22 protein-coding genes are annotated in these 26,297 nt (G+C 61.8%); 2 read left to right on the forward strand and 20 right to left on the reverse strand.

What is annotated here, in order from left to right:
• Nucleotides 1-57: 57 nt before the first annotated feature.
• The 6 genes from HZY77_RS04615 to HZY77_RS04640 all read right to left on the reverse strand — a co-directional run bounded on the left by HZY77_RS04615 (nt 58) and on the right by HZY77_RS04640 (nt 10,779).
• The gene (locus HZY77_RS04615; RefSeq protein ID WP_296819231.1) at nt 58-711 is read right to left on the reverse strand and encodes a small multi-drug export protein; all 654 of its coding nucleotides are present in this window, start codon (nt 709-711) and stop codon (nt 58-60) included.
• A gap of 68 nt (nt 712-779) precedes the next feature.
• A complete protein-coding gene (locus tag HZY77_RS04620) occupies nt 780-2,573 on the reverse strand; it encodes a 3'-5' exonuclease (protein WP_363154332.1) in 1,794 nt (597 codons plus the stop codon).
• A 46-nt stretch (nt 2,574-2,619) separates the two neighbouring features.
• The gene (locus tag HZY77_RS04625; RefSeq protein ID WP_296819237.1) at nt 2,620-4,416 is read right to left on the reverse strand and encodes a DUF262 domain-containing protein; all 1,797 of its coding nucleotides are present in this window, start codon (nt 4,414-4,416) and stop codon (nt 2,620-2,622) included.
• 1,415 nt (nt 4,417-5,831) lie between these two features.
• The gene (locus HZY77_RS04630) at nt 5,832-6,788 is read right to left on the reverse strand and encodes a hypothetical protein (RefSeq protein WP_363154334.1); all 957 of its coding nucleotides are present in this window, start codon (nt 6,786-6,788) and stop codon (nt 5,832-5,834) included.
• A gap of 172 nt (nt 6,789-6,960) precedes the next feature.
• The gene (locus tag HZY77_RS04635) at nt 6,961-8,613 is read right to left on the reverse strand and encodes an N-6 DNA methylase (protein WP_296819240.1); all 1,653 of its coding nucleotides are present in this window, start codon (nt 8,611-8,613) and stop codon (nt 6,961-6,963) included.
• 21 nt (nt 8,614-8,634) lie between these two features.
• Nucleotides 8,635-10,779 (reverse strand): DEAD/DEAH box helicase family protein, encoded by a 2,145-nt coding sequence (locus HZY77_RS04640; RefSeq protein ID WP_296819243.1) that lies wholly within the window; start codon nt 10,777-10,779, stop codon nt 8,635-8,637.
• Nucleotides 10,780-11,084: 305 nt separating this feature from the next.
• On the opposite strand from HZY77_RS04640, the gene HZY77_RS04645 reads away from it, so the two are divergent.
• Nucleotides 11,085-13,991 carry a patatin-like phospholipase family protein gene (locus HZY77_RS04645; RefSeq protein WP_296819246.1) on the forward strand — a complete coding sequence of 969 codons (2,907 nt, stop codon included), beginning with the start codon at nt 11,085-11,087 and terminating at the stop codon, nt 13,989-13,991.
• On the opposite strand, the gene HZY77_RS04650 is transcribed toward HZY77_RS04645, so the two are convergent.
• The 4 genes from HZY77_RS04650 to HZY77_RS04665 all read right to left on the reverse strand — a co-directional run bounded on the left by HZY77_RS04650 (nt 13,979) and on the right by HZY77_RS04665 (nt 17,083).
• Nucleotides 13,979-14,449: a DsrE family protein gene (locus HZY77_RS04650; protein WP_296819250.1), complete on the reverse strand. Its 471-nt coding sequence runs from the start codon at nt 14,447-14,449 to the stop codon at nt 13,979-13,981. The two genes, HZY77_RS04645 and HZY77_RS04650, sit on opposite strands and share 13 nt — an antisense overlap.
• A gap of 97 nt (nt 14,450-14,546) precedes the next feature.
• On the reverse strand, nt 14,547-15,227 hold the full coding sequence (locus tag HZY77_RS04655; RefSeq protein WP_296819251.1) for an RES family NAD+ phosphorylase: 681 nt from the start codon (nt 15,225-15,227) through the stop codon (nt 14,547-14,549).
• A gap of 12 nt (nt 15,228-15,239) precedes the next feature.
• Nucleotides 15,240-15,656 carry an MbcA/ParS/Xre antitoxin family protein gene (locus HZY77_RS04660; RefSeq protein ID WP_296819253.1) on the reverse strand — a complete coding sequence of 139 codons (417 nt, stop codon included), beginning with the start codon at nt 15,654-15,656 and terminating at the stop codon, nt 15,240-15,242.
• 95 nt (nt 15,657-15,751) lie between these two features.
• On the reverse strand, nt 15,752-17,083 hold the full coding sequence (locus HZY77_RS04665; protein ID WP_296819256.1) for a replication-associated recombination protein A: 1,332 nt from the start codon (nt 17,081-17,083) through the stop codon (nt 15,752-15,754).
• 140 nt (nt 17,084-17,223) lie between these two features.
• Here HZY77_RS04665 and HZY77_RS04670 point away from each other — a divergent pair, with 140 nt between their 5' ends.
• The gene (locus tag HZY77_RS04670) at nt 17,224-18,162 is read left to right on the forward strand and encodes an IS481 family transposase (RefSeq protein ID WP_296819259.1); all 939 of its coding nucleotides are present in this window, start codon (nt 17,224-17,226) and stop codon (nt 18,160-18,162) included.
• A 159-nt stretch (nt 18,163-18,321) separates the two neighbouring features.
• Here HZY77_RS04670 and lolA read toward each other — a convergent pair whose 3' ends face one another.
• From lolA to HZY77_RS04720, 10 genes are all read right to left on the reverse strand, one after another.
• On the reverse strand, nt 18,322-18,969 hold the full coding sequence (gene lolA, locus HZY77_RS04675; RefSeq protein WP_296819261.1) for an outer membrane lipoprotein chaperone LolA: 648 nt from the start codon (nt 18,967-18,969) through the stop codon (nt 18,322-18,324).
• Nucleotides 18,970-19,033: 64 nt separating this feature from the next.
• A complete protein-coding gene (locus HZY77_RS04680) occupies nt 19,034-19,288 on the reverse strand; it encodes a DUF2892 domain-containing protein (RefSeq protein ID WP_363154339.1) in 255 nt (84 codons plus the stop codon).
• Nucleotides 19,289-19,334: 46 nt separating this feature from the next.
• Entirely contained in the window at nt 19,335-21,377 is a 2,043-nt protein-coding gene (locus HZY77_RS04685) for a sodium-translocating pyrophosphatase (protein ID WP_296819263.1), read from the reverse strand.
• A gap of 62 nt (nt 21,378-21,439) precedes the next feature.
• On the reverse strand, nt 21,440-21,652 hold the full coding sequence (locus HZY77_RS04690; RefSeq protein WP_296630060.1) for a hypothetical protein: 213 nt from the start codon (nt 21,650-21,652) through the stop codon (nt 21,440-21,442).
• Between the two features lie 82 nt (nt 21,653-21,734).
• Nucleotides 21,735-22,979, reverse strand: a complete 1,245-nt coding sequence (locus HZY77_RS04695) for a 6-phosphofructokinase (protein WP_296819265.1) — start codon at nt 22,977-22,979, stop codon at nt 21,735-21,737.
• A 98-nt stretch (nt 22,980-23,077) separates the two neighbouring features.
• Entirely contained in the window at nt 23,078-23,443 is a 366-nt protein-coding gene (locus HZY77_RS04700; protein ID WP_296633440.1) for a hypothetical protein, read from the reverse strand.
• Between the two features lie 7 nt (nt 23,444-23,450).
• A complete protein-coding gene (adk, locus tag HZY77_RS04705; protein ID WP_296764936.1) occupies nt 23,451-24,104 on the reverse strand; it encodes an adenylate kinase in 654 nt (217 codons plus the stop codon).
• 101 nt (nt 24,105-24,205) lie between these two features.
• Nucleotides 24,206-24,964, reverse strand: a complete 759-nt coding sequence (kdsB, locus tag HZY77_RS04710; protein ID WP_296819267.1) for a 3-deoxy-manno-octulosonate cytidylyltransferase — start codon at nt 24,962-24,964, stop codon at nt 24,206-24,208.
• 18 nt (nt 24,965-24,982) lie between these two features.
• A complete protein-coding gene (locus HZY77_RS04715; RefSeq protein WP_296819270.1) occupies nt 24,983-25,168 on the reverse strand; it encodes a Trm112 family protein in 186 nt (61 codons plus the stop codon).
• Nucleotides 25,149-26,258 (reverse strand): GGDEF domain-containing protein, encoded by a 1,110-nt coding sequence (locus tag HZY77_RS04720; protein WP_296819272.1) that lies wholly within the window; start codon nt 26,256-26,258, stop codon nt 25,149-25,151. The genes HZY77_RS04715 and HZY77_RS04720 overlap by 20 nt, the downstream gene beginning before the upstream one ends.
• Nucleotides 26,259-26,297 lie beyond the last annotated feature (39 nt).

Below are 26,297 nucleotides of genomic sequence, written 5' to 3' on the forward strand. Positions count from 1 at the left end.
CGGCAGCGATATTCTGCTGTTCGTAATGGAACAGCGCGTATTCAGCCATGGCCATTTTCAGCCGTGCGCACGGTGCCGCCCCATCCACTCCATCGCGGCAGCGATCAGCAGGATTGCGAGGAACAACAAGTAAGGCGCGTACTGGTTGACGGCCGACGCCCAGACATTGAGCTCGTTCAGCAACAGCGCCCACAGGCCAATCGCGACATAGGTCGACACCAGCACCACCGCCAGATTCACCCACGGGCGCAGGCCGATCAGAAACCCGATGATTGCCCCCACCACCGGGCCCGTCATCCAGAACGGCGCAAACACGAAAACGAACAGGCCGGCAACGCCGAACTTGCGCACCACGCCCCCGCCGGACTGAGCCGCGTGGTGGATGCGCGTGATGAAAGGCTCCAGGGTACGCAGCCGGATCAGATGCCGCGTGCTCTGCACGAACAGCGGGTAGATCACCAGCACCTGGATGGTCTCGATCAGGATATTGAGAGGCACCACCTGGACATGGCCGAAACCGCTCGCATAGCCGAAGGACATCCNCGCTTCGCGGCCGATGATCAGGTTCAGCCCGGTCATGATCGCGTAGGGAAGAACGCGGTCCGGATACAGGTGCCAGCCGATCCCGAACGCCAGCAGCATCAAGCCGGTGAGCGCCAGGCCGAGGCCCAGCATGCGGCCTTCGGGACTGGCGAAAAGGGTTTCACGCATGTGGGGGCCTTGGGCTGTCTGGGTATGTACGGAAATGCTTCTCTAAAAGGCGATCCGGCAATCAATCATCAAGCGGCTTCGCTCTCAAGAACCAGCAATTCTTTGGTCGCCCGAGTCATGGCCACGTAAAGCAGCCGCGNCTCATCTTCCGCCGCCTTGTCGTCGTCGGTCGAAATACTCACATCCGGTATCGCCACCAGCGGGAATTCCAGCCCCTTACTGCTGTGGAAAGTGATCAGTTTCACCGTGTCCTGCTTGTCGCCGAACTCCATGTTCTTGTGGCTTGTGATCGGCACGCCTGCGTTCTCAAAGGCACGGATGATAGTTTTGCCGACCGGCTCCCAATGCCGGTAGAGGACGGCCATGTCTCTCCACGCAGTGCCGTCCCGATGCGCCGCCTTGAATTGCTCGACAATGTATTTCGCCTCGTCTTTCAGCGTCGGCAGCTTGATCAACAACGGCTTGGGTCCGTGACGCCCAGCCGACACAGGCGCCAGCCGGGGCACACCATCCTCCGACGCTTCCGACGGTGAAAGCAGTTCCTTGGCAAAGTGGGCGGCAAATTCCAGGACCTCCTGCGTATTGCGGTAGTTGATCTTCAGAACCGTCGTCCGTCCCTGCGCCTGCACCCNCACGCTCTTGAAGCTGAAATTGCGCTTCTCGCCATGGTCGTATATCGACTGCGCATCGTCGTACAGCACCAGTAGCGCATTGGTATGCGGGTCAACCATCTGCACCACCAACTTGAACCATTCCGGCTTGAAGTCATGGCCCTCGTCGATCAGCACAGCTTCGTACTGCCCGGAAGGAATGAGCTTTCTATCCACCCCGCGAATGACCTTGTCCACCAAGTCGTCCCAATAACCTTCCCGTTTGGCATTACCTTGCGGCAGCCCCACGTTATAGGCGGTCAACTGGCGATGGCACCAGGCATGAAAATTCTGCACGACGACCTTATCGGCCACGCCCTTTTCCTGCATCCAGTGTTCCAACCGCTTGGCCAGCGACTTGTTGTAGCAAAGAATCAGGATGGGTTTGGTACACACCTTGGCCAGATATTCGGCCCGATAACCGAGGATCAATGTTTTGCCCGATCCGGCCACACCATGAATCACGCGGTGGCCTTCGCCCAGGCTGCGGGCAAGCTGCTCCTGCTGCAAGTCCATCACCCGCAAAATATCGGGTAGCTCGGCAGGCTCTGCCCNCTCTCCGCCAAACAATTCGCCCTGATTTCCCAACAGACGGATATCAGGAAACATATGCCAGCGCACCCGGTCGATCTGCGGCAAACCCAGTTTGCCATAACCACCCACCGTGAACATGTCCCACAGCCGTTTCTGGAAGGCTTCCATCTCCACCGAGTCGACCATCTCGTCCTGGCAGATCACCCGATGGGGTTCCAATACGTCCCCCAGATCCGTGCTTTCGAACTGCTTGCGGCTGATGTTCGCAAGCACCACGCCATAGGCCCAGGGAAACAACAACTTGCCCTGCATGCGGCCACTGCTGAAAACCAGCTGCGGGTCTTTTTCCAATACGCCGGCCACGGCATGCGCGTATTGGCGGGCCTGCTCCAGCGGGTTGGCCACATGCTTCAATCCCTTGTCAGTCAGCAGGGAAACGTCCGACCTGCTAATCGACTGGATCGTATCCAGCTTCCAGTCCTTTACCTCCAGAATCAGCAGCCCACGCTTGGGATGCAGTACGACAAAATCCGGATGCCGCATCGACTGTCCGATCGGCACGTCGTACCAACACAGATAGTCGTCTTCAAGTTTGGATTCCAGGCGTTGGGCGAAGCGGCGTTCGCCCGGGGTCATGCGGGAAGTACAGGCAGAGTAGCTGGGTATCAGAGTGGCCATACTTTTTGTAAGCGGACATACTGAAGATGAATTTATCCCTTCACACTCACAATCCTTCGTAATACGCCCGGATTTTTCNTGCCATCAAACTGCGGCGCAGCTTTAGAAAAGCTTCGTAATCATCCAACTCCATTTCTACTATTGATGCCGGAACGCAGTTGGCCGAAAGATTCACCATCAATGTTTTCTCATCGGCAATCGCACCATATTTCAAGGCGCCACCATTGCATTGAGCGATGATGTCAGCGAAATAGCCATGTGGTGACTTATTCCCGATCTTGATGTTGATCTCTTCCTGTGTGTAGGCGTAGTTGGCGATCTGGTTGTATTGACTGCGAGAAAGCCCAGCTTTCTTAAGCAGATCGCGCGGGAAGATGTGGTGGATATCACCGAGGTGGCTCACCAGCTCGCGCACCGTGATGTCCTTGGAAAGCAGGCCGGTGTCGTTGGCGCGAACCTGGGCAGCAACGAACACCCAGAAGTAGGGGCTGCTGGTGCCGGAGGTTTCCAACTGCTGCACCAGGCCCACCTCCCAGAATGCAGGAGACAGCTCGGCGCTCTCCACCTTGGCGAGGATGTCGGCGAAGTCACCGGAGGCGATCTGGCGAATGTCCTGGTCGAACTGCGTCTCGGCCGATCCTGAATAACGGCCCGTCAGCACTGACATCACGAACCAGCGCCGCACAAAGGACTCGATCTGACCATCATGGATGCCTTGAGAACGAAGCCGCAAGTAAACGATGTAGGCAAAGTTCAAGGCGCCCTGGGTTCGGATCATCGCAGTGGTGATGAAGCCAGCCGACTTGATGATCATCACGAAACGCTTGAAGTGGGACTCGTTGATGAAGTCGAGCACGCCCTCGTTCAGCCTGGCGAACGACGCTTCGGCGATGGCCTCCTCGTAGTTCTTCGTCTCGAAGTTGCGGCCCGAGAGCAGGCTCACCAAGTCGGCCAGCTTGCCGCGCCCGAACTCACTGGTAAACGCCACCCGCAACAGGTCGTTGTAGCTGGGGTCGTAGAGGTCGTCGTTCTCGTTCCGCAGCCAGGCCATCTTCTGAAAGTAAGGCGACGCTGCGAACTCGGCATCGTTGTTCTTGATGAAGCCATAGAACTCTGGCGCCACCGCCAGGTGGCAGAAGTAGTCGATGCACTTCCTGAGCTGCTGGCCGCCGTAGCGCAGGTCGGCGGCGATCTTCGACATGACGAAGTCCGCTTGGGACAGCACCGTCCCCTTGGAGTTGATGCGGATGAAGATTTCCGTCACCGTCTCGATGTCGAGGTCATGCGACAGCTCGATCAGGCCGATCTGCTTCTTGGCGATGTCGGTCAGGTTGGCCAGCGACTCCTCGACCTTGTCCTCGTCGGCGTCCGGGTTGGCATCGAGATAGGTGCGGATAGCCTTGGTCAGCTTGATTTCGCCTCCGACCATGGGGGCAATGTCCGGAATCCAGGCCGCATTCTTGGTGATCGCCGGGTTGCTCACCTCGAAGCGCTCCTCGATGGGGTGGAAGGCAATCGAGACGCGCACCTTGCGGTATTCCTTGTTGACCACAGGCTGGCCCAGCACCGCCGCCGTCAGCGCCGTGATGCGCTGTTGCCCGTCGATCAGGATCATCTTGCCCGAGGCCGTGCTGCCGTCCTTCAGCTTCACATCCGGATTGCGCCATGCGATCAGGTATCCAACCGGAAACCNCTGGTAGAGCGAGTCAAGCAGGTCGCGCACCTGCGAAGCATCCCAGACAAAGGGGCGCTGGATTTCAGGAATGGCGATCTCGCCCTCGCGCACCTTGGAGAGCACGCTTTCGATCAGGTATTGGTTGACGGCGTATTTCTGGGTTTTCATGTAGCGGGTTTGCGGTTCATTTGAGATCAAGAGCTTCTTGTCGACTACGCAAAGATTCCTCTGCCTGCACGTAGAAAATATCTGGGTCTTGCACCACGATTGTTCGATTTACGCCGCTTTGTATGTCTTCTCTAGTTGCAACCACTACGCCAAGCTGCTGAGCTTGGTCAAGGTCGGCCTTAACCTCCTCTCGACCGAGCGCTGTCGCAATCACTGGCAGAAGCCGTATGTGATGATTGCCAGACGCATCAAGCCGCTTCCGTATGGTCTGGGCTCGTTCGACGAGCTTCGCAAGTTTCGACTCCGCCTTCAGATGCCCTATTGTGCACTCCACCAACAACATGTGGCCTTTTGGTGTTGTTGCCAAGAGATCAGTGGCATCTGACAAGCGTGGCGCTGCACCTACATGCACTACGTTGAATCCAAGCATCCAGAGTAACCATGTAACGCCAATCTCGAAATCCCGCGCCTCACGCCGCGGTTTTGATTCCTCAAATAAGAAATCACGAAGCACCGTGAGCTTGTCATCGAGCTCTTCAAGAGCTGCCCTTCGAGGATTTTGGGACAGGGACGGATCGCCTAACCAAGATTGGTGCTGCGCTGCGCCGCTATATACCGCGAAGCATTGAAGCACAGCACCGGACGGAATATCCAGAGTTCCAACCCCTCGCCAAAATGCTCGCCTGGNCTCCCATGCCATATCCTTACCACTAATGGTTCCACGATCTTTCACCTGCCCGTGCAATTGCACACGGTAGCCGAGGTGGCACTCTTGCCGATTAAGGGCATTTGCTAGAAATATCGCAGGGTTGGCAACAGTTCCTTGCACCTGTGAATTGAAATCCATTTCGGCCACGTTAGTCGCGATGACTTCTAAGTGAGCGAAATCACCCTTATAGGGGCCAAGAGAATATGCCGTGAGTAGCTCGCCGAGAGAATCAAATGGAAGCGCGGCGGCCTTAAGCTCCCAATCAAATTGTGGTTGCTGGATATAGCCATGGCGCTGTGCTCCAGAGATCATCAGAACTTCCAGCCGGCTTCCGTTGCCAATCCCTTCCGGATGATATGGCAATAAATGTGCGGACGGCTTGGAATCGGTTATGGGCAGCAACAGATAACCGAGCGGCGTTTCAATTGACTCCGATGCAATGATTTTGTCGACAAAAGCACGCGGTGAGAGCCCAAGTTCAGCAAGCGGGAAATATCCTCCTACGACGTTTGCAGATTCGAATGGCGAGTCCTGAACCGATAGCGGAGATACCCGAAGGAACAATCTCCCATAGATCATGTGTAACTGACCGTTTTGACGCACAGCTACAAAACTTAGCCCAGCGTGGATATAGGCTTCCTCCCAGGGGGAAATGTCAGTCCAGAACCGCTCGATAGTTTCGATATTGTGGTCTGTCATATCAATGTTATTGAGCGTTGTTTGCTGTGAAAACCCTGGATAGGAGTGCGTCGAAGGCGGCTTGTGCCTTGGCAGTGGAAGCGAATTGCTGGAATTGAATGGAATGAACCGCAGCAGCCCGCTCGCCGAAATCCTTCTGTTTGGCATAGGGTGCAATTGGCAGTGCGAGATCGTAGAGCTTGCCCTGTGAAATGTTGCGCATGGAGGCGCTTGTACCAGAGGAGAGCTTGCCTAGCTCCCGTCTTACGCGGGAAGACTGAAAAAGCGCATGCATATAGGCTAGCTCGACTGGCTCCGCCCACACAAACCGCCATAGTTTGTCCGGCAGTAGTGTCTTGCCATCTGTGCTGCCGACGATAGCGGTAGCACCAACCAGTTCTTCTGTATTCGCTCGGGAGAAAAGCATATCGCCAGCTCTGACGATGTGCGATAGCGGAGGGATGTATCCATCCGGTGCCGGTTTACTCTCCGATTCACGATAGACGCCAGAGGTGGCCGCGCTAACTTTAAGAATCCGATAGGCGGAGCCGTTTTCAGGCCCAGACTGAATGTTCTTGCCGCCCTCGAAGCGGGACACGAAGTCCGAGACTTTCCGCACTGGCCACCCCTTCGGATTCGTCGCCGGGTCGCCGAACATGTCGAGGAACAGGGCGGAGATCAGTTCGGCGGCTTTCTGCTCGGCCTCGCGGCGCAGCCGCACGATACCCTCGGCGCGGGAGAGGAGATCGACGATGCGGCGCTGTTCAGGAAGTGGTGGCTTGGGAACCAGGATTTCCTTCAAGAACTTGAAATGTCGACTGTATCCAGCACTTGGTAGCTGGACAGAACGAAAGTAGTAGAACAAAAACTTGGCATCGAAGCCATCTAATGGCTGTAACGCTTTAACGCCATCAGCGCCAAGGGCGAAAGGGAAATCGACATATTTAAATGCTCGGGTGTGGTCCCCGAAGAGCACCAAAGGCAAAGCGCCTCTATATTGGTTGGAAACCTGCGTATATCCAGCGATGAATTCTTGTCCTTGGTCGATTACGGGAGTTCGTCGTGAGGCCGATATTCCTTACGCTGGACCTTAATGTTCCCTCCAGTGCAGTCGCGCACAGCGTTTGCGAAGGGCACATAAGGAAACGCGGAAGCGCTCATATGCTGTTCTCCGACAGCGCCTCACGCAGCGCTTCGACTTCTTCGGCAATCTCCGCCTCGATGGCTGCCAACTCGTCCAACAATTCGCGCGGGTCCTGATGCTCGACGGCGGTCTGGCTCATGGGGCGGTAACGGCCCGCCGACAAGTTGAAGTCGTTCGCGCGCAGGGTGGCCGCATCGGCGAACCACCACTTCTCCAGCCATTCGGCCTGCTCGTCCCGTGCCTGCCAGCGCTTCCAGTTAGCCTCGCTGCTCTGGTAGGCGGCGATCAGACCGGGCAGGTCGTCATCCTCGATGGGCGTGTCGTGGTTGGCGTCCAGCTTGTAACCGTCGTTGTCAACGTGCAGGAAGAACACCTTGTCAGTGGNCGCCCCCTTCTCGAACAGCAGCACCGAGGTCTTCACGCCCGAGTAAGGCTGGAAAACACCACCCGGCAGCGAGAGCACTGCCTTCACACGGCAGTGTTCTATTAATTGACGTCTTAGCTCCTTGTGGGCGCCGGAGGAGCCGAACAGCACACCTTCGGGCACGATCACGCCGCAGCGTCCTCCGGGCCGCAGGCTGTCAAGCATGTATTTGAGGAACAACAGCTCAGTGGCGGTGGTGGTGCCCACCTTCACATCGTCAACGATGCGGTCCTTGTCCACCCGCCCCGAGAATGGCGGGTTGGCGAGCACGACGTGGTAGCCCTCCTGGGGTAGGCCCAGCTCGCGCTTCATTTCGTTGTCCAGCGTGGTGGTCAGCACATTGCGCAGCAGGATGCGCACATTGGGCAGGCCGCGGAGTATCAGGTTCATGGTGGCCAGCCGCACCATCTTGGGATCGACATCGTTACCGTGGAAGGTGGCGTTGTTGAGCGCAGAGGCCTGCGCGGCAGAGAGCTTGTCGCCAAAGCCGCGCCTTTGCTTCTTGCCGTCGACTTCGTCTTCATGGATGGCAGCCGGGGACGAGTTGGCAAGGCGGATGTGGTTGTAGGCGGCCACCAGAAAGCCTGCCGTGCCGGCGGCGGGGTCATAGATCGTCTCGCCCACCTTGGGGTCGATCATTTCGACGATGGCGCGGATGATGTGCCGCGGGGTACGGAACTGGCCCAGCGAACCGGCCTGTTTGATGCGCCGCAGCAGGTCTTCGAAGAGGTCGCCCTTGGTGTCGGCGTCGGCCTGATCCAGGCGCAGTTCGTCCACCTTGCCGATTACCTGGGTCAGCACGGTGGGCTCGATGATGGTCAACCGCGCACCCGACATGAAATTCTGCGCGGCTTGCGCACCCATTTCGGCATAGAAGGAAAACACTTCGTCACGCACGAAGCGCACCAGGGCTTCGCCAGTGAGCGCCCTGGCCCAGACCGACCAGCGGAAACGGTCACGCGGAATGGTGGGATTGCCCTTCGACTTCGCTTCGCTACGCTCAGGGTGAACGGTGGCGTTGAGCGGATTCTTCAACTCCCATTTACCGGCGAAGATCGATTCGTAAGGTTGCTTGAGAACCTTGGACTTGAGAGCGTTCTCGGCGTCGATGCCTTCGACCAGGTAGAAGAAAAACANAAAGGAAAGCTGCTCGGCATTGCTGACGGGGTCGGGGTAGCCGCCGCCGAAAAGATAGTTCTCGATATCCCAGAGGTCCTGGCGCATCTTGGGGGTCAGGGGCATGAAACGTCCTTGTCTTTGGTATCAGTGCCGCGCTTCGGGCTGGGTGTCGTCGAGCGGGCTTGAGGATGTGTCGCTACCGAAAACGGCGGCATTGAGGGATTCCAGCAATCGATCCAGCGGCCCTGCCCCGCCGAATACGCGGGAGGCTTCTTTCAGCCCACCCATCTGGGAAAAGGTGTGGAAGTATGCGAAATGTTCGGGAATCACTTCGGTGAGGGTATCTGCATTGGCACGTAGCTGGCTGCCCAGCAGGCGCAACCAGCGTTCCTGGTCAGCGTTGAGAGTGTCCTGGCCGAGGAACCAGGCCTCGAACCGGGCGCCGAGTTCGGCAGCCTTCTGTTCGCTGGCTTCGGNGAAGACGAGGTTGCCGTTCTCGTCCACCGATATCCACTCGCGCGTCGTCGGGTCGATGTGGTCGTTGATGTCCAGGGCCAGCAGGCGGCGCGGCTCGTATGTCTTCTTGAGCGCCTGCTTGGCGATGACGACTCCGCCCTGGGCGTATTCCTCGTCGTCGCCGTGGTAGTCGGCCACGCCGACGAAGTCGAACAGGGTGAAGATCGGCTTCTTGTCGGCCTTGCGGGTGCCGCGTCCGCGCATCTGCTGGTAGAGGATGGCGGAGCGGGTGAAGCGTGCGAAGACGAGGTTGACCACTTCGGGGCAGTCGAAGCCGGTGTCAAGCATGTTCACCGACACGAGAATTTGCGGGAAGGGCTCCTTCTTGAAGCGCTTGATCTTGGTCATGCCGTCCACGGTGTCGTCCGGCCCCATGCCGGACACGACATAGTCAGCATAGCGCACGGAGGGATCGGACTTCTTGTCGGCGAACTCGGCATCGAGCAACTCAGCGAGCGTGGCGGCGTGGCGCTTGGTGACGCCGAAAACGATGGTTTTTCCGAGCAACGGCTTACGCAGGACGCCCTTGTGGTCGAGGTAGCCATTCTCCATCACCTGGCGGAACTCGCGCACCATGGCCCGGTTGCGTTCGGGGATGGTAAAGCGGCGCTCCAGCGCGTTGGGATCGACCGTGATGCGATCCGAGTCCTTGAAAAGTTGCTCGAACTCGGCGCGGGCAGCAGCATCCATCGCCGTCCAGTCGAGCTCGTCCTTCTTCACCTCGAAGCCGCCATCGGCGGCGGTCTTCACGGTCTTGGCCTTGTAGATTTGATAAGGCACCAGATGGCCGTCGTGGATGGCGTCCTTGAGCTTGTAGGAGAAGGTGGGCTTGTCCACCTCGAAGAAGCGCAGGGTGTCGCGCACGAAGAGTTTGTCTTCCTCGTCCGGCGCCATGTCGTCGAGGTTAGCGACACAGGGCGTGGCGGTGAGGCCGATCTGCACGCCGTCGAAGTGTTTGAGCACGCCGCTCCACTTGCCGTAGATGCTGCGGTGGCATTCGTCGGAGATAACGAGGTCGAAGTAGCCCGAGGAGTAGTCGCTGTAGATGTTCACCATGCTCTGCAGCGTGGTGATGGTGATGAGCTTCTCGTCCTGAAAGCGGCGGCCCGTGCGCAGCACATAAGAGGGGTAGTCGGGCAGATGTTCGGCGAAGGCGTCTTCGGTCTGCTTGGCGAGCGGGATACGGTCCACCAGGAACAGCACGCGCGTGATGGCGTTCGCCTCGAACAGGCGCTTGATGAGCGCGGCGGCGGTGCGGGTCTTGCCGGTTCCGGTGGCCATCTCGACCAGGAGCTTGCGGCGGCCCTGGCTCATCTCCTTGCAGAGGGTGTCGATGCAGGCGTGCTGGTAGTCGCGTTCAACGATGCGGTTGTCGATGGATACGTCGAGTAACTCGCGCTTGACCTTGGCGGTGGCAGCACGGCGCTCCAGATCGTCTTGTTTGAAGAAGGTCCTGACCGGGTGCGGGTACGCTTCGCGTTGCCATTCCCAGAAGCGTATTTCCTGGCCATTGGCGAGAAAAACGTAGGGCACATTGAGCTGGCGGGCGTAATTCCTGGCCTGCTCGGCGGCGTCGACAGGGTTCACGGAGAAGCGCTTGGCTTCGATGACGGCAAGCGAGCGGCCGTGACGGTCGCAAAGGACATAGTCCGCGCGCGTGCCGTCCTCCAACACGACTTCATAGCGAACGCTGTTGGTGTCCTTTGTATCCCATCCCTGGTCAGCCAGTAACGCATCGATGAGGACGCGCGAGAAGGCTTCGTTGCTCCCCATCCCTCACCCCATATGGTTTTTAGGCATTTTAGCGCAGTACCACGTTAGTCCCACCGAATCTTGAAGGCACTACAGGAGCAACAACGGCACCTCGAGAAACCTAAGCTAGCTCAACGTTACGGGTCACATCAACTTAGCAACTCGAAGAGCCTCGAGATGACATCCCCCTGAAACAACGGGTCTTCCAAGGCATAGGCATTGAGAATGCGCCCAAACAAACACCCAACCTAGCCAAGCTGCTCTAATATCGCAAAATAAATAAAAGAACACCGGGAGCGGAGCCGGCTATCTGCATAAGGGGAAAGATGGATTCGGATTCGAATACGCCCGGCAACGCGTTTTCCGGGGTGTTGCGCGACGAGATCGTGCAGTTGCGGCCGCAGGCGAACGATCCGCAGCAAAGCGCCGAAGCCTGCGCGGACCGGGCGCAACTGGTGGGGCTGGCCTTTTCCGGCGGNGGAATCCGCAGCGCGACGTTTTGCCTNGGGGTGATCCAGGCGCTGGCGCGGCTGCGGCTGTTGCGCGCGTTCGACTATCTGTCGACGGTGTCGGGCGGCGGCTATATCGGGGCCTGGCTGTCGACGCTGATNTTTCGCAGCCGCAAGCCGGGGCAGTCGGTGGCGGATGCGCTGGCGGCGGTGGAGCTCGAACTGTCCGGCGAATCGCGGCCCTGGTGCGCGGCGGGCACGATCGCCTCGGATTGCCCGCCTGAGCACCCGTCGCTGCGCTTTCTGCGCCGCTACAGCAATTACCTCACGCCCAGGCTGGGGCTGTTCTCGGGCGATTCGCTGGCGGCGATCTCGACCTATCTGCGCAACCTGCTGCTGAACCAGCTGGTCCTGGTGGCCTTCTTCGGCGCGCTGCTGACGCTGCCGTATGGGTTGCTGAACTGGAGCCGCTGGCTGTCCGATCCGCAGAAGTTCGCGCTGGTCACGCCGCTGGCCGACACCGGGGTGCCCGTGCTGTTCGGGATGGCGATCGGGCCGCTACTGGTCGCGATCGGCGCCTGCGCGATGAGCCTGATGCGTTTCAACAAGGGTGACCGGTTCAATTCGACCGGGCCGGGCTTCATCATCGGCCTGATCGTGGTGCCGTCGCTGGTCTCGGCGTGGCTGTTCGCGCTGGCGCTGAAGGCGCATGCCCCGGCCGCCGACTATTCGCTGCAGGACTGGGTGACCTGGACGATGCTGGGGTATCTGGCACCCTGGCTGGTGGTGTTCTGGATCAAGAGCGGCGGCAGCAATATCGCGCTGACCTTGCTGGGCAAGCTGATGGCGCTGTGGGCGGCGCGCAACGATTCCGAGCGCCTGCGCGAGGCGCTGGCTGAACTGGTCGAGTGGGGCGCGGGGCTGGCCCGTTTCGCCTGGCAGCTGCCCTGGACGCTGCTGGCGGGCGCGCTGGGCGGCGTGCTGTTCTACTGCCTGCGCCGNGGGGCTGCGGATCTGCCCGAGGTGGGCGGCGTGGCCTATGCGACCACGTTCGGCACGCCGCTGGTGCTGCTGAGTTTCTCGACGGTGGTGACGCTGCACATCGGGATGATGAAGCGGCTGTACACGGACCAGAACCGCGAATGGTGGGCGCGCCTGGGCGGCTTCATCCTGCTGGCGGCGCTGGCCTGGCTGGGCCTGTTTGCGGTCACGCTGTATGCCGCGCCGCTGGTGAAATGGCTGGCGGGGCTGGCGCTGGCGGGCGGCCTGGCCTGGGCGGCCACCAGCATCGGCGGGGTGCTGCTGGGCAAGAGCTCGCTCACCGGCAACCGGGGCAAGTCGGGCGGCGGCAAGGCCGTGTTGAACAAAATCGTGGTGGCGGCGCCGTATGTGTTCATCGTCGGCCTGGCGATCGGGCTGTCGAGCGTGCTGAACGCGGTGCTGGCCAGTCCCGAGCGGCTGTGCGACGTCTGCGTGCCGATCGCGGCGGCGGGGCCGTTCGGCCCTATCCTGCATGCGTCGCTGCTCAATCTCGGCCGGGTGGACATGGGCAATGTGCTGTGGGTGGGCGGCGTCTGCGCGGCGGTGTTCGGCCTGCTGGGCTGGCGGATCGACATCAACCTGTTCTCGCTCAACGGCTTCTACCGCAACCGCCTGACACGCTGTTATCTGGGCGCCACGCGCGTGGGGCAAACGCTGCCGACCAAAATCGTGCGCAAGCCCCATCCGTTCACCGGCTTCGATCCCGGCGACGACCTGCCGCTGTCGGTGCTGGGCAACCAGCGGCCCTTCCCCATCGTCAACGCGGCGATGAACCTGAACGGCGGCGAGGACCTGGCCTGGCAGACGCGGCGGGCCGCCGCTTTCGCCTTCACGCCCTTCCACACCGGGTTCGAGTTCTGGGATTCGGAAGGCGACCGCATCGGCGCCTATCGCCTCACCGAGGAATACGCGGCCAACCAGTTTTCCTTTTTCAATCCGCCCGGCGGCATCCTGCTGGGCAACGTGGTCGCCACCTCGGGCGCGGCGGCCAATCCCAACATGGGCTACCACACCTCGGCCGCGCTGTCGGCGCTGTTGAGCGTGTTCAACGTCCGCCTGGGCCGCTGGTGCGGCAATCCGCGCCACCCCAAGGCGTGGCGCAAGGCCAGCCCGCGCTTCGGCGGCCTGGCCCTGCTCAAGGAGGTGTTCGGCATGCTGGACAGCTGCGCCAGCTTCCTCAACGTGTCGGACGGCGGCCATTTCGAAAACCTGGGCATCTACGAACTGGTGCGCCGGCGCTGCCACGTCGTGGTGGCGGTGGACGCCGGCTGTGACCCGGACTACCAGTTCGAGGACCTGGCCAACGCCATCCGCAAGTGTTCGGCGGATTTCGGGGTGGGAATCGAGATCGACCTGGCGGCGCTGCGGCCGCCCAAGGGCAAGCGCAAGCATTGCCCGGCGCATTTCGCGGTCGGCTGCATCCGCTATCCGAACGGCGCGCAGCCGGGCATCCTGATCTACATCAAGGCTTCGCAGAGCGGCGACGAATCAAGCGACGTGCGCGAATATGCGGACTGCCACCGCAGCTTTCCCCACGAGTCGACGAGCGACCAGTTCTTCGACGAGAACCAGTTCGAGAGCTACCGCAAGCTGGGCCGGCATGTCGGGCTCAAGGTCTTTGCGCCGCTGTTCTCGCCCTTGATCAACACCTCGGCCCATGACATGACGCCGGAACAGATTCGCGACGCGCTGCCCGAGCGGCTGCCCGACCATCCTGACCTGCAGGCGCGTCAGCGCATGTAGGCATAGCCTTCCTGCTGCAGCCGGACGATCTCGGCGTCGCCCATCGGCACCATGGAGACGAAGCCGTGGATGTCCTTGGGCTTGAAGCCCTGGCTCTGGGCGGCGAGCTTGCACATCCTGAATTCGATGATGCCGCCCACGGACAGGCTTTGCGCGCGATCCATCAGCGCCTTGTATTTGGCGTAGTTCTTGATGGCGAAGAACGGGATGACGTTGCCGTGCAGGACGATGACGATCTTGCTGTCGAAGGGATCGGCGCCGTTGAGCACGCTCAGGTAGCTGGTGCGGTCGAGTACGCTGGTCAGCCCTTCCACCGAGCCGGTGGTGGTATCGAAGACGACCTTTTGTTTTTCATAGTGGATATCCAGATCCTTGGCGCTGCCCCAGGGGGCGTTGCTGTCGGCGAGGACAGGCAGGCTGAAGGCGAGTGCGGCGATGACGAGGATGCGTTTGAGCATGAGGGTCTCCGGGTGGGATGAGGATGGGTGCCTGCAAGCTTGGTCCGGGATGCGGCCGATTCCTTACAGGGGATGCGGGATCGGTTGCGCGCCGCCGTCATAGCAGCTGGGCGACTTCGAACACGGCATTGATGGTCCGGCCGTTCCAGTTGTATTCCAGATAGGCAGCGTGCTGGCAGTTTTTGACGATGCCCGTGCGCAAGGCCGCCAGGCATTCGCCGCCCGGGTGGCGTACCGAAGGATACAGGATGCCGTGCGCCCCGTCGGCCCGCAGCTGCTGCCCGATGCCCTGGGCATGGCCGTAGTCGTCGGGATCGACGATGCCGGGATCGGCCCGGCTGGCCTTGCGCAGATCGACCGCCCGGCCTTGGGCGTCCACGCTATAGAGCCGCATCTGCAGCCGCATGGACGGTTCCTGGGTGGCCGCCATGAAGCGGGCCGAATGATGGCGGGTTTCGGCGATGGCGGTGTCGCGCGCGCGGGCGCAATAGAACACGCCGTAACTGCCATCGCTGAAGCGGCTGCCCTGCGGGTTGAGATGGGTGAAGGCCGCCATGATGCAGGTGCTGCCAGGGCCGAACAGGCGCTCATCCGGCGGAACCAGGCTGATCTCGCCGACCTCGTCGCGGATGCGGTCGTTGGTCATGGCTTCCAGCGCGTAGAGGGCGTCGAAATCCTCGGGGCGCGCGACGCGCTCGAACAAGCCGACGGACGGAAAGCGGCTGGGGATCACCCGCCAGGCCGGGGTCCACGTCAGGCGTGTGGTCGGGTAGCTCAAGCCCAGCCGCCCCTAGGCCCAACCACCACGGCGGGCATCCAGGTACTGGCGCACGGCGACCAGGTCGGCGACGTTGCCGCCCAGCATGCGGTCGAGCGCGCTCCTGCCGCCGAAGAGCGGCGCGCTGTTGGGCTTCTTCACCCAGGCGTCGGCCGCCGCCACGGCCGGCAGCAGGATCTGCAGCGCCTTGTAGATGCCCAGCAGGTAGGACAGGCGCTCGAGGGTGTCGCGCTTGAGGTCGGCGGTTTCGGGGGCGGCTTTCCACTTGAAGAAGGTCGAACGGCCGGGCGCGCCCAGCAGCACCATCTGCTCGTCGGTGCTCAGTCCCCAGTCGCGCGCGATGTTGAAGAAGGCGCGCAGGCCGGCGGCCGACAGGTCGCGGCTGCTGGGTTTGGGTGGGGCCTGGCGGGCGGTTGCCGGGTGTTGCATCGCTGTCTCGCGTCAGTATCTTTCTGAACTCACGATACAAGACTAGTCCATAAATGGACTATTGGCAATCACGGGCAGCCAGTACGGGGCAGGGCCTAGTCTTTCCCTGCCTCCTCGTCCAGCTTCCTCAAATGCGCCAGCTTCTCGGCAATCTTGCCTTCGAGCCCGCGCGGGGTGGGCCGATACCAGGTCTGTTCCTCGATATCGTCGGGGAAGTAGCGTTCGCCGGCGGCGTAGGCTTCGGGCTCGTCGTGGGCGTAGCGGTAGGCGCGGCCGTAGCCGAGTTCCTTCATCAGCTTGGTGGGCGCATTGCGCAGGTGGATGGGAACGTCGTTGGAGGNGTTGGACTGCACGAAGGCGCGCGCGGCGTTGTAGGCGACGTAGACGGCGTTGCTCTTGGGCGCGCAGGCCATGTAGAGGCAGGCTTCGGCCAGCGCGAGCTCGCCCTCGGGCGAACCCAGCCGCTCGTAGGTTTCGACGGCATCGAGCGCCAGCCGCAAGGCGCGCGGGTCGGCCAGGCCGATATCCTCGCTCGCCATGCGGATCAGTCGCCGGCCGAGGTAGCGCGGGTCGGCACCGCCGTCGAGCATGCGCACGAACCAGTAGAGCGAGGCGTCGGGATCGCTGCCGCGCACGCTTTTATGCAGCGCGGAAATCTGGTCGTAGAAATTCTCGCCGCCCTTGTCGAAGCGGCGCAGCGACTGCGCCAGCGCGTTCTCGACGAAGGCGGTGTCGACTTCCTTCACCTGCGAGCTGCGCGCGGCGGTGTCGAGCTGTTCCAGCAGATTCAACAGCTTGCGGGCATCGCCGTCGGCGTAGGCGGCCAGCAGTTTGTCGACACCCTCGCCCAGCTTCAGGTCGGGCAGTTCTTTGAGGGCGCGCCGCATCAGCTGGCCGAGTTCGTCGGGCGTGAGCGATTTCAGCACGTAGACCTGGGCACGCGACAACAGCGCGCCGACGACTTCGAACGAGGGGTTCTCGGTGGTGGCGCCGATGAAGGTGAAGAGCCCGGATTCGACGTGCGGCAGGAAGGCGTCCTGCTGCGACTTGTTGAAGCGATGGACTTCGTCGACGAACAGGATGGTGGTACGGCCGAGGGTCTGGTTCATGCGCGCGCGCTCGACCGCTTCGCGGATGTCCTTGACGCCAGACAGCACGGCCGAGATCGCGATGAAGTCGGCGCCGAATGCCTGCGCGGTCAGCCGCGCCAGCGTGGTCTTGCCGACGCCCGGCGGTCCCCACAGGATCATCGAATGCAGCTTGCCGGAATCGAAGGCGAGCCGCAGCGGCTTGCCGGGGCCCAATAAGTGCGTTTGCCCGACGACGTCGGCCAGAGTATGCGGGCGCAGGCGCTCGGCCAGCGGCGCGTGGGNGTCATCGCGCGCAGGTTCGGGCGTGTCGGCCTGGAAAAGGTCTTGGGTGGACATTCGGGAATTGTAACGGGGTGAGCGGGCGAAACCAGCCACCATTCGGACTGCTAGTTGTGATGTTTCAATAGGTTGTTCACCCGGAAGGATCTGGGAGACTGGAGTTTCCACGCTTCAGAACTTCCAGAGGGGCCGACCGGATGAACAGCCATAAGAATGCCAGAACCACCTTCGAGGGGCGCAAATTGCTCGTTGAGCGCATTGCCGTGATGGGGCTTGCGCCCGCTGCCGAGGCCGCGGGCATCAGCGTACGTACCGCCAGAAAGTGGCGCAGCCGATTCAGGCAATCAGGGCCGGACGGCCTACTCGATCTCAGCTCCAGACCCCGTAAGACGCGCAGCACCGTGGACGAGGCGCTTTGCCAGAGGATCGAACAGCTACGCCGTGCGCGCATGCCCATGCGGCGTATCGCCGCCACCGTCGGTCGCAGTGTGGCGACCATCAGCCGGGTGCTGAGCCGCTTGGGACTGTCCAGCCTCAAGGCCCTCGAACCTGCCGTTGTCGTCCAGCGCTACGAGCGTGATGCGCCTGGAGAATTGCTGCACATGGACACCAAGAAGCTCGGCCGGATCGTGCGTCCCAGTCATCGCGTGACCGGCAACCGGCGCGACAGCGTCGAAGGCGCGGGCTGGGAGTTCGCTCATGTGGCCATCGACGACCACTCCAGGGCGGGGTTCGTGCAGATGTACGCGGATGAGCGCCGCGACTCGGCGGTGGACTTCCTCAAGGCCGCTGTGGCTCACTATGCCGCGCTGGGAGTGAAGATCAAGCGCCTGCTGACCGACAATGGTCCGGCGTATCGCTCCCACCTGTTCGCCAGGACGTGCCAAGCCTTGGGCATCAAGCACACCTTCACGCGGCCGTACCGGCCGCAAACCAATGGCAAGGCCGAGCGCTTCATTCAGACCTGCCTCAGGGAGTGGGCCTACGGCCGTGTCTGGCGCAACAGCGCGGAACGAACCGCGTGGTTGCCCGCGTTCCTCGCCTATTACAACGCTCGAAGGCCGCACTCGGCTCTCCGCTACAAGCCTCCAGCTTCTCGCCTTGGCGGGAACAACCTATTGCAACTCAACAGCTAGTGCGCGTGTCGAACGATCGACGCCCCTACCTCTTGGTTACATGCCCTTCGACAGGCTCAGGGCGAACGGGCTTAAAAACGTATGCTTTGAGTCACCCACACGCTTAACCACCGTTCGGGCTGAGCCTGTCGAAGCCTGTCCCGAGCCCTTCGACGTTGCTCAGGAGAGCCTTGCCGAAGCGGCCCTGCCCTGCCCCGACCACTCACTCCCCACGACATCCGCCCNCTTGGGTGGCGTGAACTTGAAGCGCGACGGCGCGATGGACGGATTGCGCACGAAGTGCGTCAGCTTGAGCGTGGTGTGCTGACCGAACTGGTCGAACAGTTCCATCTGCACCAGGGCGTCGCCCTTGAAGCCCATGCGGATGCGCTCGAAGGTGGTGTCGCGGTNTTTGGGCGTGGCGTCCAGCCATTCCAGGCCGTCGCTCTCGCCCGCGTNTTTCAGGCTGAAGTATTTCTCGATGGCGTTGTCGCCGGCCAGCAGGGCCGCAGGCGTGCCGGCAATGACGTCGCCGAGCGGCTTGACGGTGACTTGGTCGAGGTCGACGTCGTACAGCCAGAGTTTGGCGCCGTCGCCGACGATCACCTGCTCGTAGGGCGCGTTGTAGTCCCAGCGGAACTTGCCGGGCCGGGCAAACGCCATCTGGCCGCTGGCTTGCTGGGTGATGCGGCCGTTCTTGTCGGAGACGGTCTGGACGAAATCGGCCTGGGCGGTCCTGGCGCCGGCAATGAAGGCTTTCAGACGGTCGACACCGCCGGCATGGGCTGCGCTGGCGACCAGCGCAAACAGCAGAAACAATAAACGCATGAAGGCTCCAAAGAAAGTGCGCCACAAGGGCGCACTTTGCATGACTCTGCAGGATGGCGAAAGTTTATTTCGTCTTGCAGGTTTTGATGCCGAACGGCAGGTAGGCCGGGCAAAATCCGAAGATGGCGGTCAACAGGACGACAAAGCCCACGATACCCGCTGGAACCATCCAGTTCTCGGCGCCCGGCAAGTTCGACATCGCATACCCAATGAGCGCGATCCCGACCACTGCGCGGACAATACGATCAACTCCACCGACGTTTTTGCCATGCTTCCTCCTTTTGATTAAGTGAACGTGTGCGATTGCTCGCCCTGCCATGCCAAATAGGCATGGAACTGACACGCAGGGCGAAGCTTAACGCAATTCACCCGATCAGCGGCACGATCAGCAACGCAACGATGTTGATGATCTTGATCAGCGGGTTGACGGCCGGACCGGCGGTGTCCTTGTAGGGATCACCCACGGTGTCGCCGGTGACGGCGGCCTTGTGTGCCTCCGACCCTTTACCGCCGAAATTGCCTTCCTCGATGTACTTCTTGGCGTTGTCCCATGCACCGCCGCCGGTGGTCATGGAAATCGCCACGAAGATGCCGGTGATGATGGTGCCGAGCAGCACACCGCCGAGCGCCTTGGGCCCGAGGATCAGGCCGACCAGCACCGGAACCAGCACCGGCAGCAGCGACGGCACGATCATTTCCTTGATCGCCGCCTTGGTCAGCATGTCGACCGCACGCGAATAATCGGGCTTGGCCGTACCCGCCATGATGCCGGGGATTTCCTTGAACTGGCGGCGCACTTCGACCACTACCGAACCGGCCGCGCGGCCAACCGCTTCCATGCCCATCGCACCGAACAGATAGGGCACCATGCCGCCGATGAACAACCCGATGATGACCATGTGGTCGGACAGGTCGAACAGCGTGATGCCGCCGGTCTTGGCCTGCAGCGCATGCGTGTAGTCGGCGAACAGCACCAGAGCGGCGAGGCCGGCCGAGCCGATGGCGTAGCCCTTGGTGACCGCCTTGGTGGTGTTGCCCACGGCGTCGAGCGGATCGGTGATGTCGCGGATGGCGCTCGGCAGTTCGGCCATTTCGGCGATGCCGCCGGCGTTGTCGGTGACCGGGCCGTAGGCGTCGAGCGCGACGATGATGCCGGTCATCGACAGCATGGCGGTCGCGGCGATGGCGATGCCGTACAGGCCAGCCAGCGCATACGCGCCATAGATCGCCAGACACACGGCCAGCACCGGCGCCGCGGTGGACTTCATCGACACGCCGAGGCCGGCGATGATGTTGGTGCCGTGGCCGGTGGTCGAGGCCTGCGCGATGTGGCGCACCGGGCTGTACTCGGTGGCGGTGTAGTACTCGGTGATGACGACCATCGCGGCGGTGAGTGCAAGACCGATCAGCGCGGCGTAATACAGGTTCATCATCGGGATGACCGTGCCGTCGTTCATCTGCAGGCCATCGCCAATCAGCATTGTCGTCACCGGGTAGAAGGCGATCAGGCTCAGGCCGCCCGCCACCGCGAGGCCGCGATACAGCGCGTTCATGATCTTGCCGCCCTCACGCGCGGTGACGAAGAACGAACCGACGATGGAGGCGATGATCGACACCGCGCCCAGCGCCAGCGGATAGATCACCGCGCCGCTGCCGGCCTGGCTCGCCATCAGCGCGCCCAGCAGCATGGTGGCGATCAGGGTCACCGCGTAGGTCTCGAACAGGTCGGCCGCCATGCCGGCGCAGTCGCCGACGTTGTCGCCGACGTTGTCGGCAATCACCGCCGGGTTGCGCGGATCGTCCTCGGGAATGCCGGCTTCGACCTTGCCCACCAGGTCGGCGCCGACGTCCGCGCCCTTGGTGAAGATGCCGCCGCCGAGACGCGCGAAGATGGAGATCAGCGAGCCGCCGAAGCCGAGGCCGACCAGCGAGTGGATCGCGCCTTCAGACGTCGCGCCCATCGCGGTCAGCACGGCGTAGTAGCCGGCCACGCCCAACAGGCCCAGCCCGACCACCAGCATGCCGGTGATGGCGCCGCCCTTGAACGCGACGTTGAGCGCCGCATTGAGGCCGTGCGAAGCCGCTTCGGCGGTACGGACGTTGGCACGCACCGACACGTTCATGCCGATGAAGCCCGCCGCGCCCGAGAGCACCGCGCCGATCAGGAAACCGATCGCGGTGTGAGCCCNCAGCGCCAGCCACAGCGCGACGAACAGCACCGCGCCGACCATGGCAATGGTGGTGTATTGGCGGTTGAGGTACGCTTGCGCGCCCTGCTGTACCGCCAACGCGATTTCCTGCATGCGTGCATTCCCGGCCGGCTTTTTCAGAATCCAGCCGATCGATATCACGCCATATACCAAAGCCAGCACTGCGCTGGCCAAGATCCACATCAACTGCGTCTCCATCACAACTCCTTTATCGTTTTACTACGCACCAAAACAAAACGGCAGCTTGCGCTGCCGTCGACCTATTTACCCATTGCCAGCCCACCCTCGAACCGTGTACCGGGCTCGAACCCGAAGATCCGGTCAAGCTCAAGGTCCCGGATGAGCTGATCGACCGCCTCCTGCCCATGCTCACGCTGCACCTCGGACAAGATCAGCTTGGCCGAATTGCCGTTGTAGAAGCCGCCGAAATCGGCCTGTACCTTGAGCAGTTGTTTTGCGCGGTCGAGTGTCATGTTTGTGGGTGAGGGGTTAGGCATGAGGCGCATACCGCGGCAATGCTGGCTTTGCTCCTCACCTCTCCCTCCTCACCGCCTATCAGAGTTTGAACGTGGGCAGCTTCTTCGCCACCGCAACGTTCTTCAGCGTCACGTACACCGGCAGGCCGTCCTTGTACTTCGGATAGTCCTCACCCTGGATCAGCGGCGTCAGATAGCGCTTGCACTTGGGCGTGATACCGAAGCCATCCTTGGTGATGAAGTCGCGCGGCATGAACTTCTCGACGTTGGCGACCTTGGACAGCGGCGCCATGCCGATCTTGTACTTGTAGGGGCTGTCGGACAGGCGGTCGACCGTCGGCATCACCGAGTTGTGGCCCTTGACCGCAAGCTCGACCGCTTTCTTGCCGAGTTCGTAGGCCTGCTTGACGTCGGTCTTCGAGGCGATGTGGCGCGCAGCGCGCTGCAGGTAGTCGGCGACGGCCCAGTGGAACTTGTGGCCGAGCGCGTNCCTGATCATGTTGGCGACCACCGGCGCGGCGCCGCCCAGCTGCGCGTGGCCGAAGGCGTCGCGCGTGCCCTGCTCGGCGAGGAACTTGCCGTCCGGATAGTGACAGCCTTCGGACACCACCACGGTGCAGTAGCCGTGCTCTTTCACCAGCTTGTCGACGCGGGCGAGGAATTTCTTCTGGTCGAATTCGATCTCGGGGAACAGGATCACGACCGGAATGCCATGGTCCTCGACCAGGCCGCCGGCCGCGGCGATCCAGCCGGCGTGGCGGCCCATCACCTCGATCACGAACACCTTGGTCGAGGTCTTGGCCATCGAACGCACGTCGTAGCTGGCTTCGAGCGTGGACACGGCGATGTACTTGGCGACCGAGCCGAAGCCGGGGCAGCAGTCGGTGATCGGCAGGTCGTTGTCGACCGTCTTCGGCACGTGGATCGCCTGGATCGGATAGCCCATCGCCTCGGACAGCTGGCTGACCTTGAAGCAGGTGTCGGCCGAATCGCCGCCGCCGTTGTAGAAGAAGTAGCCGATATTGTGCGCCTTGAACACCTCGATCAGGCGCTCGTATTCGCGCTTGTTGGCTTCCAGCGACTTCAGCTTGAAGCGGCAGGAGCCAAACGCGCCCGACGGCGTGGTGCGCAGCGCCGCGATCGCCGTGGCCGATTCCTTGGTGGTGTCGATCAGGTCTTCGGTCAGCGCGCCGATGATGCCGTTGCGGCCGGCGTAGACCTTGCCGATCTTGTCCTTGTGCTTGCGCGCAGTTTCGATGACGCCGCAGGCCGAGGCGTTGATGACGGCGGTCACGCCGCCGGACTGCGCGTAGAAGGCGTTCATTTTTTCGCCATGATGGGTGCTTCTCCTTGTTATTTCTGGTGGTCATTTGCAAAACAAAAGCCAGCACTGTGTTAATTGAAAACAGTGCTGGCTTAGTTTTAACTATTGCCGGACGCTTCGCCCTCGGCCAGGCGCTTGGCTTCTTCGTCGGCCTGCATTTTCAGCAGTGTGGTGACGCAGTCGCCGATGTCGTCGTATTCCTCGCGTCCGGTGCTGAAGCGGTCGCGGATGCGATAGAAGAACATGCTGCGATAGCGCGAATCGCCGGTCTTCGACAACACGAAGTGGCAGCCGTGCTCGTTCCAGTAGAAGCCTGGGCACAGCGTCAGTTCGCGGTCGTCGATGTGCAGGCGGATCTCCGTTTCTACGTCCTGGATGACGACGTCGCGGCCATAACGCTCCTTCACGGCGCTGGAGACAATCCAGCGCTCGGTGTCGGTCAGCGGGTGAATCTGTTGTGGCATCGTCGCCTTAGCCAAGTGCCTTAAAGATCGAATCACGGATGCCTTCGACCTTGCCGACGCCGGCAATCTTCACGTACTTGGGTGCGCCGGCCTCGCCGCGCGCGGCCCAGTCGCCGTAGTACTTCACCAGCGGCTCGGTCTGCGCGTGGTAGACGTCAAGGCGCTTCTTGACCGTTTCTTCCTGGTCGTCGTCACGCTGGATCAGGTCTTCGCCGGTGACGTCGTCCTTGCCGGCCACCTTGGGCGGGTTGAACACGACATGGTAGGTACGGCCCGACGCCACGTGGACGCGGCGGCCCGACATGCGCTTGACGATCTCTTCGTCCGCCACGTCGATCTCGACCACGTAGTCGATCGGCACGCCGGCGGCCTTCATCGCCTCGGCCTGCGGAATGGTGCGCGGGAAGCCATCGAACAGATAGCCGTTCTTGCAGTCGGCTTCGGTCAGGCGGGCCTTGACCATGCCGATGATGATGTCGTCGGACACCAGGCCGCCGGCGTCCATGATGGCCTTGGCCTTCATGCCGAGCTCGGTGCCGGCCTTGATCTGCGCACGCAGCATGTCGCCGGTGGAGATCTGGGGAATGCCGTATTTTTCCTTGATGTAATTGGCCTGCGTACCTTTGCCCGCACCCGGACCGCCCAATAAAATCAAACGCATTGCGTGTCTCCTCGATTATGGATATGTCAAAACCGCACTAGCCTAAGGCAAGCGCGGTTCGAGCAACACTTAAAATTTTTATTGCGGGATTCAAGAGGCTGCTATGCAGCCTGAAACAGGGCCCGCACCCGCGCCAGGTCTTCCGGCGTATCCACGCCCGNGGCGGGCGCGATCGGCGTCACGCCGAGGCTGATGCGGTGGCCGTGCCACAACACCCGCAATTGTTCGAGCATCTCGTAGCGTTCCAATGGTGAACTGGCCAGGCTGGCGTAAGTGCGCAGGAAGCCGACGCGGTAGGCATACAGGCCGATGTGGCGCAAGGCGCCGAATTCGTGTGGCATCGGCTGCTGCGTGGCAAAGGCATCGCGCGGCCAGGGAATGGGCGCGCGACTGAAATACAGCGCGTAGCCGGCCTCGTCGGCCACCACCTTGACGACGTTGGGATTGATGAAATCGGCATGGTCGTGGATCGGATGCGCCAGCGTGGCCATCACCGCATCGTCGTGCAGCACAAGCTGGCGCGCCGCTTCGCGGATCAGCGCCGGGTCGATCAGCGGCTCGTCGCCCTGTACGTTCACTACCAGCGTGCCATCGGGCCAGCCCAGGGTTTCGGCGACTTCCACCAGGCGCTCGGTGCCGGACTGGTGATCCGGCGAGGTCATCAGGGCCTGGTGGCCGGCGGCTTCGACGGCCTGCTGCACCCGCATATCGTCGGTGGCGACGACCACCGATTCGGCGCCCGCCAGCAGGGCGCGGTCCAGCACATGCAGCACCATGGGCCGCCCGCCGATATCCGCCAGCGGTTTGCCCGGCAGGCGGCTCGACGCGTAACGGGCGGGAATGACGACGCGGAAATGCATGTCGGAGCGTCGTCGTGACTACTTGGCGTGGATTTCGTCGGGCGACAACGCACGCGCCTCTTCCGGCAGCATCACCGGAATGTCGTCGCGGACGGGATAGGCCAGGCGGCAGGCGCGGCACACCAGTTCATGCGCCGATTTTTTCCAGTCGAGCGGGCCCTTGCAGACCGGACAGACGAGGATTTCAAGAAGCTTTGGGTTCATCGATCAGAATCCTGTTGAATGGGGACAAAGCGGCCGACTCGGGCCGCTTCGACTTGCTTTGATAGAGGTGGATGTCGGCGACCGACAGCAAAGTCATCAGGTCGTTGCCGTCACGCGGGGCCTGGCTGACACCCAGGCTCACCGCCATCGGCAGGCCGTTGCTGGCGCGCCAGGCTTCGGTACGGGCCTCGATGCGCTCGAAAATCTGGTGGATGGCGGCCTCGTCGCGCTGCGGCAGGAGTGCGACGAACTCGTCGCCCCNCCAGCGTCCGCATACGCCCATTTCGGCCGATTCGTTGAAGATCTGCGCAAATTCGGCCAGCACGCGGTCGCCCACGCCATGGCCGTAGCGGTCGTTGACGGCCTTGAACTGGTTCAGGTCGGCAAATAGCACCGTGGCCGGCGTACCCGCATTCGCCTTGTCGAAAATGGTGTCTGCCGCGGCCAGCAGGCCATGCCGGTTGAGCAGTCCGGTCAGTGTGTCGAAGCGGCTGCGGTAGTCGAGCTGACGACGCTGCGCCTCGATGTGTCCCATCAGGATGTAGGCATACAGTGCCAGCGTGACCCAGAACACGCCGAAGAACACGTCGCCCGCACTGACTTCGAACCCACCCAGGCGATACCGGAAGGCAAAAGCGATGGCCATGCCGAGGAACGCACCGCCCAGTACTTCGGCGAACAGCCGCATGCCGTAACGCATGCCGTTGCCCAGCAGCACCATGAGAAAGGCCAGTGCGGAAGGCGGAATCGGATTGGGATCGTGGATCACGCACAGGGTGACGATGATCAGGTCGGCGCTCATGGCGCTGCGTATCTTCAGCAGCGTGACGCCTTGCAGCGCCTGCCGGANAAACCAGCTGTTGATGAAGAAATAAACGCCCAGGGCAACCAGCAGCTGCTCGATGCTGAACAGCACCGGGCGGACGCTTTCCAGTGTGGAGAAATAAATGACCGCCAGCGAGAAGAACAGATAGCGGGTGAAAAACTGGGTGACGATCTCGGAACGGTCGGGTACCCAGAAGCCGGCGTCATCGCTTTCGGCTTCCCAATGGCAGGGATGGCGGCGATCGCTCCAGTCCGAACTTTTCATGCCCATACCTCCCTCCTTTAGATGCGTACGCATGGGCGA

It is taken from the genome of Thiobacillus sp., assembly GCF_013693775.1.
GTDB lineage: Bacteria > Pseudomonadota > Gammaproteobacteria > Burkholderiales > Thiobacillaceae > Thiobacillus.

Coding starts and splice junctions, on each gene's coding strand:
- HZY77_RS04650 (WP_296819250.1), bottom strand. CDS start 14,449: ATGCTCAAACGCATCCTCGTCATCGCCGCACTCGCCTTCAGCCTGCCT.
- HZY77_RS04660 (WP_296819253.1), bottom strand. CDS start 15,656: ATGCAACACCCGGCAACCGCCCGCCAGGCCCCACCCAAACCCAGCAGC.
- HZY77_RS04670 (WP_296819259.1), top strand. CDS start 17,224: ATGAACAGCCATAAGAATGCCAGAACCACCTTCGAGGGGCGCAAATTG.
- HZY77_RS04680 (WP_363154339.1), bottom strand. CDS start 19,288: ATGGCAGGGCGAGCAATCGCACACGTTCACTTAATCAAAAGGAGGAAG.
- HZY77_RS04690 (WP_296630060.1), bottom strand. CDS start 21,652: ATGACACTCGACCGCGCAAAACAACTGCTCAAGGTACAGGCCGATTTC.
- HZY77_RS04700 (WP_296633440.1), bottom strand. CDS start 23,443: ATGCCACAACAGATTCACCCGCTGACCGACACCGAGCGCTGGATTGTC.
- adk (WP_296764936.1), bottom strand. CDS start 24,104: ATGCGTTTGATTTTATTGGGCGGTCCGGGTGCGGGCAAAGGTACGCAG.
- HZY77_RS04715 (WP_296819270.1), bottom strand. CDS start 25,168: ATGAACCCAAAGCTTCTTGAAATCCTCGTCTGTCCGGTCTGCAAGGGC.